The sequence below is a fragment of the Phycisphaerales bacterium genome (assembly GCA_016716475.1).
Taxonomy (GTDB): domain Bacteria; phylum Planctomycetota; class Phycisphaerae; order UBA1845; family Fen-1342; genus JADJWG01.
The window spans coordinates 836064-852289 of record JADJWG010000004.1 but is presented as its reverse complement, the minus strand read 5'-3'; the positions used below and the strand labels follow the sequence as shown (position 1 = coordinate 852289).

13 protein-coding genes are annotated in these 16226 nt (G+C 65.1%); 11 read left to right on the top strand and 2 right to left on the bottom strand.

Annotated features, from left to right (window positions below):
• Window positions 1-8: 8 nt before the first annotated feature.
• From aroE to IPM18_17480, 11 genes are all read left to right on the top strand, one after another.
• Window positions 9-1676, top strand: a complete 1668-nt coding sequence (gene aroE, locus IPM18_17530) for a shikimate dehydrogenase (GenBank protein ID MBK9121383.1) — start codon at window positions 9-11, stop codon at window positions 1674-1676.
• A gap of 359 nt (window positions 1677-2035) precedes the next feature.
• Window positions 2036-2233, top strand: a complete 198-nt coding sequence (locus IPM18_17525) for a Flp family type IVb pilin (protein MBK9121382.1) — start codon at window positions 2036-2038, stop codon at window positions 2231-2233.
• Between the two features lie 177 nt (window positions 2234-2410).
• Window positions 2411-3001, top strand: a complete 591-nt coding sequence (locus IPM18_17520; GenBank protein ID MBK9121381.1) for a prepilin peptidase — start codon at window positions 2411-2413, stop codon at window positions 2999-3001.
• Between the two features lie 47 nt (window positions 3002-3048).
• Window positions 3049-3399: a pilus assembly protein gene (locus IPM18_17515; GenBank protein ID MBK9121380.1), complete on the top strand. Its 351-nt coding sequence runs from the start codon at window positions 3049-3051 to the stop codon at window positions 3397-3399.
• A 180-nt stretch (window positions 3400-3579) separates the two neighbouring features.
• Window positions 3580-4701, top strand: a complete 1122-nt coding sequence (cpaB, locus tag IPM18_17510; GenBank protein MBK9121379.1) for a Flp pilus assembly protein CpaB — start codon at window positions 3580-3582, stop codon at window positions 4699-4701.
• Window positions 4698-6236, top strand: a complete 1539-nt coding sequence (locus tag IPM18_17505; GenBank protein ID MBK9121378.1) for a type II and III secretion system protein family protein — start codon at window positions 4698-4700, stop codon at window positions 6234-6236. The genes cpaB and IPM18_17505 overlap by 4 nt, the downstream gene beginning before the upstream one ends.
• 222 nt (window positions 6237-6458) lie before the next feature.
• A complete protein-coding gene (locus tag IPM18_17500; GenBank protein ID MBK9121377.1) occupies window positions 6459-8270 on the top strand; it encodes a VWA domain-containing protein in 1812 nt (603 codons plus the stop codon).
• 155 nt (window positions 8271-8425) lie between these two features.
• Entirely contained in the window at window positions 8426-9640 is a 1215-nt protein-coding gene (locus tag IPM18_17495) for a response regulator (protein ID MBK9121376.1), read from the top strand.
• An 84-nt stretch (window positions 9641-9724) separates the two neighbouring features.
• Entirely contained in the window at window positions 9725-11227 is a 1503-nt protein-coding gene (locus IPM18_17490) for a CpaF family protein (GenBank protein MBK9121375.1), read from the top strand.
• A 5-nt stretch (window positions 11228-11232) separates the two neighbouring features.
• Window positions 11233-12240 carry a type II secretion system F family protein gene (locus IPM18_17485; GenBank protein ID MBK9121374.1) on the top strand — a complete coding sequence of 336 codons (1008 nt, stop codon included), beginning with the start codon at window positions 11233-11235 and terminating at the stop codon, window positions 12238-12240.
• Between the two features lie 32 nt (window positions 12241-12272).
• Window positions 12273-13226: a type II secretion system F family protein gene (locus tag IPM18_17480; GenBank protein ID MBK9121373.1), complete on the top strand. Its 954-nt coding sequence runs from the start codon at window positions 12273-12275 to the stop codon at window positions 13224-13226.
• Between the two features lie 24 nt (window positions 13227-13250).
• On the opposite strand, the gene IPM18_17475 is transcribed toward IPM18_17480, so the two are convergent.
• Window positions 13251-13679, bottom strand: a complete 429-nt coding sequence (locus tag IPM18_17475; protein ID MBK9121372.1) for a hypothetical protein — start codon at window positions 13677-13679, stop codon at window positions 13251-13253.
• Between the two features lie 136 nt (window positions 13680-13815).
• Window positions 13816-16008 carry a TIGR03790 family protein gene (locus IPM18_17470; protein MBK9121371.1) on the bottom strand — a complete coding sequence of 731 codons (2193 nt, stop codon included), beginning with the start codon at window positions 16006-16008 and terminating at the stop codon, window positions 13816-13818.
• Between the last annotated feature and the right edge of the window lie 218 nt (window positions 16009-16226).

Genomic DNA, 16226 nt, shown 5'->3' with positions numbered 1-16226 from the left:
TAACCTTTTTGCGCAGCAGTGCCGAACGCTCACCAACCCGCCTTGCCGTGCCACTCAGCTCGGCCGAACCACCACTGGCGGAGCAGGTCCGTGCGGCCCGCGCAGGTGGCGCTGAGCTCATCGAATTGCGGGTCGACCTGATCGGCGACGTAGCGGCGGTGGCCGAGGTTCTCCTGCCTCCGCCTGCGGGCGGTTTCATCCTTACGATCCGCTGCGCGGAGGAGGGTGGCGCATGGCAAGCCGACGATGCCGTGCGGATCGCATTGTATGAACAGCTCGGCCTGCACCTGCCTGGTTGGATCGATGTGGAATTCGCAACCTGGCAGCGCTCGGCGAATCTGCGACAGAAGCTGGGCCTGGTATGTGAGCTGCGCCACACCGGCGGCGGTACCGGATCGGAATGGGCGGGCCAGAACGTTGGCCGCCCCAAGAACCGTCTCATCCTCTCACACCATGATTTCCGCACAACTCCCGCCGACCTCGAACCGCTGCTGGCAGATCTCGCTTCCAGTCCCGCCCACGTGGTGAAGGCAGTGTTCACACCGCGCGATGCGACCGATGCCCTCCGTGTGCTGACGGCACTGTCACGGCGCGGGCACGCGGCGCGGGATGTCACGACCGCCGGGCCGGAGTGGATCCTGCTGGCGATGGGCGAGGCGGGTCTCTGCACACGCGTGCTGGCACGCAAATTCGACGCGTTCCTCACCTTTGCGGCTGCGTCGGAAGGTGCCGAATCTGCGCCGGGACAGCCCACTCTGCAAACGCTGCGCCACTGCTATCGCTGGGAGGAACTGGGGCGGCGGACGCGCGTTTTCGGCGTGCTGGGCTGGCCGGTGCGGCATTCCCGCAGCCCGACTTTGCACAATGCGGCCATGCGTGTCGCAGGCATCGATGGGGTCTACCTCCCCTTCCCGGTGCAACCGACGGAGGGTGCGCTGTTTGCGTTTCTGGATGCAGCGACTGCGTTTGAAGAGCTCGATGCCGCGGGTTTCAGTGTAACGCTGCCGCACAAGGAGCATGCCTTGGCGTGGCTGCGAGCGCGCGGGTACGGCGTAAGCGCGCTCGCTGCGCGGTGCGGGGCAGTCAACACACTGATCCGGGACGCGGACGGTGGCTGGTACGGTGATAATACCGATGGCTGCGGCGCCCGCGACGCACTGATTGCAAATGTGTATGGTGACATGGAGAGCTTGCACGGTGAGCAGGTCGCCATCCTGGGGGCGGGGGGGGCCGCACGGGCTGTCGCGGTGACCATGCTTGACGCGGGGTGTGCTGTCACGCTTTACAACCGTAGCCGCGAGCGCGCCGAGGCGTTGGCGGCAGAACTTGGCTGCGCGGCTGCACCTTGGGAGCAACGCACAGATGCGGACGCCGGCCTGCTGATCAACTGCACTTCGGTCGGACTGTGGCCGGATGTGAATGACACACCATTCCCGGCGGAGTCGCTACGGCCTGGACAGGTGGTCTTCGATACGATTTACCACCCGCGTGAGACGCGCTTGCTGCTGGCTGCACGGGCCCATGGTTGCCGTGTTGTCGATGGCGTGGCCATGTTTATCGGGCAGGCCGCAGCACAGTTTCAACTCTGGCATGGACAGACTACCTCACTTCACACACTCCAGGCGTTACTGGACTCCACTGCAAATCCCAACACACCTGTGAATCCGTCGCAGTAACACGCGCAAAGCCAGTCGGAAAAGGGGGTTCCCAGAAATTGCGGGTCGTGTCGGCGTGCAGGTCGAGTCTGCGCGAAATTTCCCATTTTCACAGAATCATTTGCTTCCGGGCGGGGGCATTTGGAGATTTAGGTTGTCACGAAACGGGCCAGCAGCCCGGGACGTGCGGCGACGAAAGCGAACACACCCCTGAATCGCACGTCGCGGACACGAGCAGCACCGTGAAAGAGGGCGCCTCCGACCGGGAATACCCGGGCCGGGGCTGTCCGGAGTGGAGAAATGCGGTTCGCACGGAAGCGGAGGTTCACCACGGCGCCTGGCGCCGCACCAAAGTCTGCCTGTTATCGAAAGGATGAGAGATGAACGCGTTTGTTTCCCGCATGCGTGATTTCCTGAAGAGCGAAGATGGCCCGACCGCGACCGAGTATGCGGTCATGCTCGCACTGATCATCGTGGCGTGCATCGCGGCGATTACCGCCCTCGGTGGCGCTCTCCGGGCGACGTTCAACAACCTGTCCGGCCAGATGCCGGTCGGTGACGGTTCCGACGTGCCGTAATCGACGCAGCGGCTGGGTCGAACCGACGGATGGCTATCGGGCGGCGGCACCGCATACGCGCGGCGACCGCCGCCTCTCTTTCTGGACCGTCCGGTTGGAACATCCGATGGAAAGGGACGACGCCGCCCGCCCGCGGGTAGGCGCGCTCAGTGACACGACGGCGAGGTTTGCGGCACCATGACCTTCATCGCGGAACACTACTGGGAACTGACGCTTACGCTGCTGATTCCAGCGATCCTCTACGCGTCCTGGATCGACTTCGCGGAGCGGCGGGTACCCAACTGGTTGAACGCGCTGATCGCAATTACCGGACTGACTATGCAGGCAATCGCGTTCGGCTGGTATACGTCCGGTGAAGAACGCGTCCTGGGCGGGGTCGGCTGGGGCCTGCTCGGGCTGCTGGTCGGCTTCGGCGTACTGATCGTGCCTTGGGCCATGCACGGCATGGGCGCCGGCGACGTCAAGCTGATGGCCGCCATCGGCTGCTGGCTGGGGCCGTGGCTCACGCTGGTGAGCTTCGCGGCGGGCGCGGTGATCGGCGGCCTCGCCGCGGTGGTGATGATCTACTCCACCGGGCGAACCGTCCACGCAATTACGAACATGCAGACGATCCTCACGAAGATGCGACGCTGGGACACGGCGTTCGGCACCTACGGCGGGGCCAAGACGTTTGGGGTGACCAGTCAGCTTCTACCGTACGGCGTGCCGCTCACCGCCGGCACGATCGCCGTCCTGTTGACCTGGTTCCTGGGAGGTTGGTTGAAGTGAAGCGAAAGAAGCAAAACCTGCGACGTCGGGCGGCGGCGGCCGTTGAGATGGCCATCGTCACGCCCATTCTCCTCACCATGCTGTTTGGCATTATCGAGTATGGCTGGGTGTTTACGGTCCGCCAGGCGCTGACGACCGCCGCTCGCGAGGGCGCACGCACAGCGGCCCTGCCGGGTTCGGATGTGGCCGAGGTCGAAGCGCGCGTCGCGCAATACATGACGCCACTCGGCCTGACGACCTTTTCCGTCAATGTCGAGGTGGACGAGTCGAGTAATCCGACCGGCGTAGTCCGGGTCTCGATCCCCTATTCCGATATCACGTTGGTGGGCTGCTACTTCGGGTGCGCCTATGGCGACCTGTTCTCGGCCTGCTCAATGCGAAAGGAAGGGGTGAACTAAGGTGCAGCCGGAATCGCGGACGCACCAAAGGTGACCTCCGCCTGTGCGGGGGTGGACAGGACGAGCAGTACGCCGCCGCTGCGTCTTCGGACGTAGCGGCTTTACGGCAGCGCAGCCGGCGCGGAGATGCAGAGGTCCGGGTGGACCGGACCCGGCAGAGCCAACTTCGGAAGGACGACGATGAACGCGAAAGCGCTGGTACCGCTAGTGGCCGGCCTCGGCGTGGGTGGGCTGGCCCTCTTCCTGGGGATCAACACCCTGAAGAACGCACAAGCCACGCCGCAGCCGGTGGCCAAAGTCAAGCTCTGGGCCCCGACCCAGGACATCCCGCGCGGTACGGCAATTCGCGACGAGATGCTCACGGCACTCTCGTTTCCGCGTGAGCTGGTCCCAACCGGGGCCTTCCTGAAAAAGGACGAACTCGTCGGGCGGGTTCCGAAACTCGTCGCGCCGGCCGGACTGCCGGTGCTCGAGTCGATGCTCGCCCCCGCGGGCACCCGTCCGGGCATTTTTGTGAAGCCCGGTTATCGGGCGGTAGCAGTGAAAATCGACTCGGGCTCCGCGGTGGATTTCCATCTTGAGCCCGGGGCATTTGTCGACGTGGTGGCCTCCTTCCAGGTACGGCGTAATAACCGCCAGGAAACGATCGCCCGTTGCATCGTGGAGAACGTTGAACTGGCAGCCGTGGGACCGCGTGTCAGCCCGGGTACCAACGATGACGCTGACAGCCAGCGCCGCAATCAGCAGGTGCGGGCCGTCACGCTGTTCGTCAAACCCGACGAGGTGCCGAAGCTACTGCTTGCCGAACAACGGGGCCGCATCAAGTTGAGTCTCCGCGGCGAATTCGAGGAAACCAGCAAGCGCGATGCCGAGTTCGTCAGCGACATGGAACTGCTGGGTGAGACGCCCCCTGCCGACGCCAGCAAGCCGTCCGAGAACCCGCTCAGCCGCTGGATGCAGGGCCTCTTCGCGCCACAGACTGCCCCAGAGCCACCCGCCCCACCGGTCCTGGCCGCCGTCCCCCCCCCGCCGGCAGAACCGACCGAGCCCGAATGGGTCGTGCGTGTCTTCCGCGGTGATCGGGAAGAGGTCGTGCGTTTCAAGAGCCGCGAATCCCGGGAACGAGTGCCGGCTGCAAAGAGCGCCGACCGGCAACCCACCGCCGCGGCCGCACCACCGGCACGTGAGAAGCCCGCCCCGGCCGCCTGGCCGCTGCCAACCGAACCTGAACCGACGCTGGACCCACTCGACGACGACCCTGAGTCGGGTGATCCAATGGAGCCCGAGGAGCCCCACGAATGAGACCCCAATTTCTAATCGCCGAATCTCGCCGCCGCGCGGCCGGCCTCGTGGCCGGCATGCTGGCGCTGTTCGCAGCCGCGCCACGCGCGGCGGCCCAAGACGCCGCACCGGAGGTGGCGTTCACTGTGCGCCAAGCCCAGAACGGTGCACAGATGATCACCGTGCCGGTGAATCAGGGCGCTTTGGTGGACTTCAACCTGCCGGTCAGTGACGTTCGCATCGCGAATCCCGAGATTGCGGACGCGGTCATGACCACGCCCAACCAGCTCCTGATCCAGGGCCGGGCCTTCGGCACGACACAGTTGATCGTCGTGGTCGATGGCGGTCATGAGAAGGCGTTCACGGTAGCGGTGGACCTCGACCTCGAGCGGCTCGCGGCGAGCATTCGCACGACGGTGCCGCGCGCGAAGGTGGATGTTTCCGCCCTGCTCGACGCGGTCGTGCTGACGGGCACGGTCCCCGACACGGACTCGGCTGAGCGGATCATGCAGGTGGCGAACATCTACTCGCCGCGCGTGATCAACCATATGCGAGTCGCCGGGGTGTACCAGGTATTGTTGCGCTGCACGGTGGCGGAGGTGAATCGCTCCGCCACGCGGCAACTCGGCTTCAACGGCTGGATGGCCGGGGCCAACTTCCCGAGCATGTTCATGTCCAGCAACCTCGCCGGCATCAACCCGGTGGATATCAGTGCCGCCGCGGGCTTCAATGTTCAGGGCCCGATCCCCTTCGGTACGAACAGCATGAACGTCGGCCCTGCGCCGACCCTCACGTTCGGCTTTCCTGACATGCAGATGCAGGTCTTCATCCGCGCGCTGCGCGAGAACGGTCTCCTGCAGGTGCTGGCCGAGCCCAACCTGGTCACGATCAGCGGTCAGGAAGCGAGCTTTCTCGCGGGTGGGGAATACCCCGTCCCGGTCGCACAGCGTGACTCCGTCACGGTGGAGTTCCGCGAGTTCGGCGTGCGGCTCAATTTCCTGCCGGCCGTGCTCAGCGACCAGCTCATCCGTCTGCAGGTGGCGCCGGAAGTGAGTGAACCGGACTTCAGCACCGCCGTCACCATCGGCGGCTTCGTGGTGCCGGGGCTCATCCAGCGCCGCGTCGAGACGGTGGTCGAGATCGGCCCCGGACAGACGTTCGCCATCGGCGGATTACTCAGCGAGAAGACCCGCGCCAGCAGCGCGAAGGTGCCGGGCCTGGGTGACGTACCGGTGCTCGGTGCGCTCTTCAGCTCGGTCGATTATCAGTCCAACGAAACGGAACTCGTGATCCTGGTAACGCCGGAGCTCGTGGCTCCGTTGAATCCGGATCAGGTGACGTACCTCCCGGGTACCGACCACATCGCCCCGAACGACTGGGAGCTGTTCGTGCTCAGCAAGCTCGAGGGCGAGGGTGATCCGCGGACCAAGCCGGCGGACGATGAAACGCCGGATCCACAACCCGCGGCCGCACGTCTGCGGGCGACGCGGGACGCGTGGGCAGGACTGCGGTTGCGTGGGCCCTACGGCCCGGCAGCCGGCCCGGAGGGCTTGTAAGGCCATGAGGCGTCGAATCCCGACACCAGCGGGGCGGGTCGCACCGGTCGCAAGGCCGGCGGGCCCCACCGCGCAGGGACGGGAGGCGCCGCTGGACCCCACACCCGGCACACGGGTGCGCGGGACACCCGGCTCACAGCGCGCGACAAACGTCGTCGAGGTGGGCAGGAGCAGTGTTCGTGTTCGCGAGTCAGGGCTGCGGAAGGTATGGAGGTAGGAAAGATGCAATGGCAGAAAAAACACATGCGCCGGCACCGGAAACGGGCGGCCGCAGTCGCGCAGGTCGCGGTCTGCTCGACTGTGATTCTCGGAATGGGTGCGCTGGTGATCGACATCGGCGCGATGTACACGGCACAGACGGAGTTGCAGGTCGCGGCCGACGCTGCGGCACTCGCAGCGGCATCGCAACTGGCCGGTCTGGACGGCAGTGATCCACGGACCAAGGCGCTCGAGGCAGCCGGTACGTATGCCCAACTGAACCAACCCGTCGGGTTGGCGGTGCAAGTCTTCCCGGATGACCTGGAGTTCGGGCGGTCCGAATACAACCCGAATACCGAGCGCTTTCGCTTCCAGGAAGGTGGTGGCCCCTTCGATTCGGTCCGCGTGACGCTGCGGCATGCGCCGGATTCGTCACGGCTGAAGCTGCCATTCCTGTTCGCGCCGATCCTCGGAGCCAAAAGCACGCAACTCGAAGCCCGCGCCGCGGCGGTCTTCATCCCGCGTGATATCGCGGTCGTCATCGACCTGTCGAACTCGATGAACTACGACAGCCAGTTGCGTTACTGGAATCGCACGGACGGCGGTTATTCAAACCTGCGTGACATCTGGTGCGCGCTGGACGGGCCGGAACCACAGCGCCCATATCTGCCTTCGGCCGTGGTGGACGAGACGGAGTACGCGGACGATACGGGTCCGACCTTCGGTTACATGACCGAGTGGGGCGCCCCGCTGCAACCGACGAACCCCGGTCGCTACAACCACACGAGCGACCCCGGCTTGACCTACATTCGCCGGAATTACTCGCAGAGTGCCTCGGTGTTCGGCCCGAAACTGTCCGCCGCGGGCTACAACGCCTCGGAGCAGTCGGCCCTGTTGTCCAGCTCGAATGATGGGACCGCAACGCACTTCGTGAACCGCACCGGCGTGCTGCTGGGACTGGCCCAGTGGCGCAGCGGCAAGAGTGGCGCGGCCTATCCCGGCGGCGGTAACGGTGACAACGTCCTCGCCAACAGCGAGATGGTCTGGCTGCCGAATCCTCCGTTTGCCAAGAGCTGGAATTGGTCAACGTTCATCAACTATCAGCAGGGTAGTACCGCAATGTTCCGCTACTACTACGGGCTGAAGACCTTCACCAATTTCCTGCTCGACAACCAGCCGCGACCGACGCAGACCGAGGGCCTGTGGGCCACGCCGCAGCAGCCGCTGCGCGCGACCAAGGATGCGGTGTTGGTGTTGGCTGACGTGATCGATTCGCTGGAGAGTCTGGACCAGCTTTCACTCGAGGTGTACGGCCGTTACGCCGCCCACGAGATCGACCTCACGGACGACCTCTACCGGGTGCCGAACCGGCTCTACCAGCGTCAGACGGCCCATTACGACACCACGACGAACATTGGTGGCGGCATGTACCACGCGATTGCATCGCTGCTGTACTCGGAGACCGCCCGCCGTGCATCTTCAAAGATCATGGTCCTGATGTCGGACGGCCTGCCGAACGAGCAGGATACCCGTGGCAGTCTGTCCCTGATTGACCAGATGGACCCGCCGGCAGGCAGCCCGCAGAGCTGGGGCAGCGGCGGCAGCGCGCCATCGGACTACGCCCTGGCCATGGCCCGAATTGCGGCCAACAACAAGATCCGCATTTTTACCGTCAGCGTGGGTTCGGGTTCGGATCGCTCGCTGATGCAAAGTATTGCCGCGATCGGCGGTGGGCAGGAGTTCTACGCGGACGGGACGCCCGAAGAGTACACCAAGCAGTTGGAGGATATTTTCCGGTCGCTTGGAGGCAAGCGGCCCGTGGCCCTGATCGAGTAAACAACGCCTGCGGTGCGGGGCCGCTCAGGACCGCCCCCCGCACCGCCCGCCGCGCGGCCCCCGACGCGCGGCCGACTCCGGCATGGGGTCGGAGTGGAAGCTCACGACGAGCTTCACCTCCGCCCGCCAGCGGACCGCAAGGGAGACAGACGCAGTTGAACAAGGCCGTGCGTGTCATCGTCGTGAACACCGACGAAGAAGCAGCGCCGGAGCTGCGCGCCCTCCTCCTGAGCATCGAGGGTGTCAAGATCGTCGCCGAAATCGACGAGCCGGCCCTGGTCGAGCAGGCGTTGAACCAGTTCAGCGCCGATGTGCTCCTGCTGCACCTCGACCCGCACCCGGCCGTCATGATGGAGGCGATCACGCCCCTGATCACGGCCCGCAAGGATCAGCTTGCCGCCATCGCCATGACCGAGGACCGCGACGCGGAACTCGTCATGCGGGCGATGCGGGCGGGCATGCGGGAGTTCCTCTGGAAGCCGTTTCCGCCCGAGCAATTGGCCGACCTGCTGCGCCGCATCGGCAGTGAGGCACCCTCCGCAGGCCGGCGCGCCGGACGCTTGATCCCGGTGGTCGGCTGCTGCGGCGGCGTGGGGGTGACCATGATCGCCACCAATCTCGCGGCGGAACTCGCGCAACTCCCGGACTGGGCCGAGGGCGAGAAACCCCGTGTTGCGATCGTGGACCTCGACTTCCGGTTCGGGCAGGTGGCGATGTTTCTCGACGCGCAGGCCAACTACACCATCGCCGACCTCTGTGATTCGCCCGAGCATATCGAACGGCAGATGATCGACCGTGTCATGGTGAAGCATGCCAGCGGACTGCACGTGCTGGCGCACCCGGCCGACATCGAACAGGCCGAACGCATCAGTGCCGCGCAGTGTGCCGGCGTGCTGGCCGCTCTGCAGGAACACTACGACTTCGTGGTGACCGACGGACCGATCCGGTTCGATCCGACCGCGCGGGCGGTGTTTGACATGACCGACACCTATCTGCTGGTGCTGCAACTGCTGGTACCGCCGGTGCGTAACGCCGACCGGCTGCTCAATGAGCTGCGGCGCGGTGGTTACAACCTGGATCACGTGCGGCTGGTGTGCAACCGGTTCGGACGGGAGGCCGCGTACCTCGAACCGACGGACGTCGAGGCGACGCTGAACCGCAAGATTGCGTGGACCTTGCCCGACGAATGGAAGACCGCCAGTACGGCGACGAATGTCGGCGCGCCGTTGCTCGACTGCGCACCGAAATCACGCCTGCGGCAGGCGTACCAGCAAATGGCCCGCGAGATCGCCGGGGTGGTCCCGGAACCGGGCACCGGTCCCAGCGGGGAGCCGCAGAAGAAGGGCCTGTTCTCGCTGTTCGGTAGTTAACCGTAACCACGGACCCGAGGGCGCCACGCGCCGCGGCAGGAGTCGTTTCCGATGGGTTTGTTTACGAAAAAGCCCAGTGGACCCATGACGGACGCACCGCCACTCGCGGATCGCCCGGCGCCCCCGCCGCCGCCGCCCCGTGCGACACCGACCGCCGGTGACCGCCCCCCAGCGCCTCCGGCCGCGGCCAGCACCCCTCCGGCCGGTCCCCGTAAGCCGATCGCCCCGGCCGCACCGGGCCCCGTGACTCCGAAAGTGCCGCCCCCGACGAAACCGCGGCGGGATCCGGTGGAGGACGAACGCGCCCGGCGTTTCGGCGAGTTGAAGGTCGAAATTCACCGCAAGCTGGTCGACCAGCTCGACATGACCAAGCTGGCGCAGAACGTCACGGATGAGATCCGCGAGCAGGTGCGCGAGATCGTCAGCGCGCTGTGCGACGAGTCCGACTCGCTGCTGAATTTCAGCGAGAAACAGCGCCTGACGCAGGAAATCCTCGACGAGACGTTCGGCCTCGGGCCGCTCGAATCGCTGCTCAAGGATCCGGCAATCTCGGACATCCTGATCAACGGCCCGAAGCAGGTCTACATCGAGCGCGCCGGCCGCCTGGAGATGACCGACGTCAAGTTCAAGGACAACAGCCACCTGCTGCACGTGATCGACAAGATCGTCTCGCCGCTCGGGCGGCGGTGCGACGAGGTTTGCCCGATGGTGGACGCGCGGCTCAAGGATGGCAGCCGCGTGAACGCCATCATTCCGCCGCTGGCAATCGACGGCCCCTCGGTTTCGATTCGACGCTTCGGAGCCGACCCGATCACCTGGCAGGATTACTACCGGTACAAGTCTTGTGCTCCCGAAGTCGGCGCCTTTCTCGAGGCCTGCGTGCATGCCGGCCTGAACATCCTGATCGCAGGCGGTACGGGCTCGGGCAAGACGACCCTGCTCAACAACCTATCGACGTTCATCCCCGAGGATGAGCGCATCGTGACCATCGAGGATGCCGCCGAATTGCAACTGCGCCAGCCCCACGTGGTGCGGCTGGAGACGCGGCCGGCGAACATCGAAGGCAAGGGGCGTATCACGATCCGCGACCTGCTGATCAACGCCCTGCGCATGCGGCCCGACCGCATCGTCGTCGGCGAGTGCCGCGGTGGTGAGACCCTCGACATGCTGCAGGCGATGAACACCGGGCACGAAGGTTCGATGACGACGATTCACGCCAACAACACGCGTGACGCGGTGCAGCGCGTCGAGACCATGGTGATGATGGCGGGCTTCGAGCTGCCGACCCGGGCGATCCGCCAGCAGTTCGCCTCGGCGGTGAATCTCATCGTGCAGGCGGCCCGCCTGACGGGCGGCCCGCGCAAGATTATTGCCGTGACGGAGGTACAGGGGATGGAAGGCGACGTGGTCACCATGCAGGACCTGTTCAAGTTCGAACAGGACGGCGTGGGGCCACAGGGCAAGGCGTACGGGCGGCTCGTGTCGACCGGCGTACGGCCTGGTTTCCTCGACCGGATCAAGGCCTCGGGCGCGCACGTGGACAACGACTGGTTCCAGGCGCGCGACCTGGTCGTAGACGAAGTGTGAACGCCATGATTCCCATGTCGCTGGCATTCGACCCGGGCACGGCACTGACGGGCGGACTGCTCATTCTGCTGCCCCTGCTGGGTGCCGTCTTGCTGTCCTACGGCGTCGCCCAGGTGGCCTTCGACCTGCGCGCCAACGACAAGAAGCGGGTGCAGAAGCGCCTCCGCGGTGCCCCGCGCACCAGCGAAGACCGGCTCGACTTCACCCAGTTTCGCAAGCAGACCGCCGAAGCCACCGGGGCCCTCGCGCGGGCCTTCACGCGCCTGAGCTTTACCGCCCGGCTGCAGCGCACGCTGGAACAGGCGAACCTGCCGTGGTCCGCCTCGCAGACACTCGTGAACCTGACCGCTGTGGCCAGCATCCTGCTGGCGGCCCTGCTGGTCTTTGGCATCAGCCCGCTCGTCGCCGGCGGAGTCGCCGCGGGCGTGTTCATCCTGCCGCTGGTCTACTTCGGACGCTGCCGCAACAAGCGGCTCACGAAGCTCAGCAACCAGTTGCCCGACGTCTTCGAGTTGCTCAGCCAGGCCCTGCGTGCCGGCAACTCACTGGCGAGCGCCATGCAGGTCGTCGCCAAGCAGCTCCCCGACCCGGCCGGCACCGAATTCGGGCGTGTCTTTCACGAACAGAACCTCGGCCTGAAGATCGAGGATGCCCTGCGCAACATGGCGGATCGCGTCGACCTGCTCGATGTGCGGTTCTTCGTGACGGCCGTACTCATTCAGCGGCAGGTCGGCGGCGACCTGGCCGAGGTGCTCGACAAGATCAGCTCGGTGATTCGCGAGCGCATCCAGCTCTTCGGCACGGTGCAGGCCCTGACGGCCGAGGGGCGGCTCTCGGGCTACGTGCTGCTCGCGTTGCCGGTGCTGGTATTCTTCATTCTGATGTACGTGAACCCGGAGTACATGAGCATGCTCCTGATCGACCCGACCGGCAAAATGCTGCTGACGGTGGCGGTCGTGATGCAGCTCATGGGTTGGGCGCTGATCAAGAAGATCGTCAACATCAAGGTCTGACCGCGCTGCGGCGCAAACGGGAGATCCTCCCCATGCTCGTCAACCTGATCATCCTCAGCGTGCTCACCGTGCTCGCGGTTGGACTGATCGTCTACAGTCTCTGGCCCAAAAGCGGCATTGACGCCGGCGCCGTCAAGCGCCGCCTCGGTGGGCGCCGCGGAACCGATGAAGAGGCCCTGATTCGCGACCAGGCCAAGGCCACCGCTTCGAACAGTATCGTGCGCAAAGCCACGCCGATGTTCGCCAAGCTGGTCATGCCAGTCTCGGAGGAGCAACTTTCGAACCTGCGCCTCAAGCTTGCGAATGCGGGCTTCCGGCAACCGCAGGCCCAGACTCTCTTCCTCGGCAGCAAGACCTTCTGCGCACTCGTCGGGCTTGTACTCGGGCTGTTCGCAGCCATTGCCTACGGATGGAGCGCCACGATGATCGCCAGCGCGGCCGCCTTTGCCGCCGGCGCCGGCCTGATGATTCCCGACTTCTGGTTGAGCATGTCGATCAGCAGTCGGCAGCAGAAAATCCGCCACGGGCTCCCGGATACGCTCGACTTGCTGGTGGTTTCGGTGGAGTCCGGCCTGGCGCTCGACGCCGCCTTCAAGCGCGTCGGGGAGGAGATGTCACCCGTGCACCCCGAGCTGTCGGAAGAGCTCCGGATCGCCACGGCCGAGACACAGATGGGCATTCGCCGCAACGAGTCGCTCGAAAACATGGCGCGGCGCACCGGACTCGACGAGGTGCGCAACCTGGTGTCCGTCGTCGTACAGGCAGAGAAATTCGGCACGAGCATCGCCCGCGCCCTGCGGAACCAAGCCGATGCGCTGCGCGTCAAACGCCGTCAGGCCGCGGAAGAAAAAGCCCAGAAGACGGCGGTGAAGCTGATGATCCCATTGGTGCTGTTCATCTTCCCCGCGATCGGGGTGGTGGTGGCCGGTCCGGCCGCAATCAGTGCCGTGCGGGCATGGCAGGAGAATCCGAACCTCGGTGGCTAAGCCCATGGCACCGGCGGTTCCCCATTACCGCCGCGTCAGAGTGGCGGCACCATTGTCGACCGTGATGGTCAGTCCGAGGATACGGTAGATGTATGAGGCCTGGCCGGTGATGGTGTTCTCATCGGCGGACAGGGTGCCTTCGAAATTCAGACTGCCGCCCCCGAACAGGCCAACCCCTATACGGACACTCTGACCGTCGACGCGGGTGCTGGCAACCCGGAGCTGGCCCTCTACGGTCGTAGCGCCGAATTCGTATCGAACACTCGTGAGGCGTCCGGCGCTGTTGAACTGGAGGTATGTGGCTGAGATACCCGTCTCCTCCACGGTCGAGAGGCGCCACTCCCCTGCCAGCACGGCCTCCGGCGGCGGTTCACTCGGTGCAGGACAACCTCCTACCACGGCCAGCACGGCCAGGAGCACACCACCTAAACCGAAACTGCGACTATGCCTCATCGGTAGATCTCCCTGTGCATGCGGCGTCGGCCGCCCCGCGGTCGACGACACCCGCATGCTACGGCCAGCCAAGCTGCGAGCCAAGGACCGTGCTTGCCAGGCGGCACAACCGGACCCGGGCGCAGTGCGCCTACGGCTACCCTTTGAGCGCCGCAATGAACCCGGAGATATCAGCGAAATTCACCAGCCCATCCCCGTTCATGTCTCCGTGCAGCCAGGGGCAGTCGATCGGCCAGCCCTCCGGCCCGCCCGCCTTGATGGCCGCAATAAATCCGCTGATGTCCGCGAAATTGACCAGTCCATCACAATTCATGTCGCCCGGCCGCAAACCATAATCGAGCACGATCGTCGCATCGGCGAAGGCGCCCGTGGTCGGATCGGTGACGCGGAAGTCCAGCGTGTCGCGTCCCCGGGCACCGGCCTGGGGCCGCACGAGGCGGAAGGGTCCGTTATGCGTATCAACCACCTCGGCTTGTGCCGGGACGGATAGCAGGGTGTATACCAGCGTGCCGGGCGGCCGGTCGTACGCCGCCGGCAATTCAAGGATCAGTGGCGCCGTAACGGCTACCCGGCGCGTGTAGCCGAAGGCCACGGGACCTGTGGCCACGGGAGCACTCGCGGTTGCCGATATGGCGACGGGCTGCGGCAAGCTCCGCACCGTGGTGCCGTCGACGTAGTACGCTTCGCCGAAAACCTGCGACGGTCCGGCCCCGAGCGTGTGCCCATAGACGGTGAACGTCGCAGTGCTGGTTTCCGGCGCTGCGGCCAGCACGCGCCCATTGTGCACGAGGCGCAGCTCGCGGGGTGTCGTACCGGTGGACACGAGGTCAAATGTCAGCGCGGTGGTGAGTGCTCCATTGGATGGCCCCGTTACCGTCACACCGCGGCTGCGATTGTCTACCCACAGACTGCCGAGCCAGCGCCCCGTGGAGCGCCACAGGCGGTTGTCGTACGCCAGCACGCGTACGTCATGGAAGCCATCGGACAACTCCCGAGTGTCCAGCTCAAAGTTCCCGCCGGGTGGCACCGTCGCGGTGAGCACCCCATCAATGAACAAGTCGAACTGCGTGATCTGCGCGCCCAGGTCAGGAGACGTTGCGGCCGGAATCAGTGTCAGAAAACCACTCGCGGGCGTTGCCGGCAGTCCGGCGACGGCGACATTGGGCAGGCGTCCGAAGGGACGCGTGACCGGATCTCCATACAGCAGCATCTGAAACGGCAGGAACTGCACGGTCCGGTACACCGCTTCACCGAGCGACAACCCGCGGAAGTACAAGTAGTGCATGCGGGCATGGGGGAACTTCCCGAGATAATTGCAGGGTTCTTCGACTGCCCCCCACGAACCGCTCGCCCCTTTTGTAATCCAAGCCGACACCTTGCTCTGGCTGGTCGTATCAAAACGCGCGGCGAAACTCGTCAAGTGCTCGCAGAATGCACCGAGCAACAGCGTGAAATTGCCGCTGACAATGTTCAATGATGCGGCCCCGGTCATGATTCCCAGCACATCGTGCTGGCCGGTGGGCAGCGTGCCGGTCAGGATCTGGGCAAACCCGCCATTGTTGTTGATGGAAGCAGCGGCGGTGGTGTACTGCCCCGCGGCCGCACGTACATTGCGGTCCGGATCGGCCGTATTGTTCATGAAGTAATATGTGCCGGAAGGCAGGGCTCCGTCCGCGGCGTTCGAACGATCGATCATGGTTCGCAGTTGCTCGACGGTGTTGCCCTGGCTGCCGGTGTAGCCCAGCAGCGCCGCGAGCACATACCGCCGGGCGTTGGCCGAGGTACTCGGAAAGCCGCCGAGCCAGGCCACCTGCCCATTGAATGCCCGGATATCCGTCAAAGCCGTGTAGTAACCGTTGCCGGCCTCGACGTTCAGGGCTCCCGCCAACACCTCATCCAAACGGTGGGTGAGGTAGTAGGCCCCGGAAATCGAGATACGCCGTACCGGCGCGCCGATATCCTCGCACCCGGTGCCGTAGACCGTGCCGGCCGGGATGGAAACGAAGTAGTCATTTGTCGGCGCGATGACCACGTAGTCGATGTGGGTCTCGAGTTGAGCGTGCGCGAGAGTACCAAGAAAAGCAGCGCGGTTCTCGGCGGCAAAAGTAGCGATATCGACCGCTCCCGGGCGCATATAAAGCACATTTCGATCCGGAATGTTTCGTACTGACCGGTAATAATTGCCGATGTGCAACGCATCCGGGTTCGAAGGATCGATGATCAGGAGCACATTTTCCGGGCTGCCCCCGGCGAAAGCCAGCCCGGCGGCGGCAGCGCCTCCCCAGAGCGCAACGATGAACGTACGGCGGTTTGCCGTCCTCATGCCCATGCCGATCATCCTTTGGCGCGCTGGACGCTGCGATCCGTTCAGGCGCAGGCGCGTCGCCCGACACCCGGGAACTTCCTCCGATCGTACGATCCTATGCTGCCAGATTGTGCCGGGCGAGACAAGTCCGCACACCCCGCCGAGGTGGTGCTGTCTGTGCATTTTCATGCCGTTGCCGACACCTGTACGTCCGAGAATTCGCGCTCGCTCCACGAACGTGC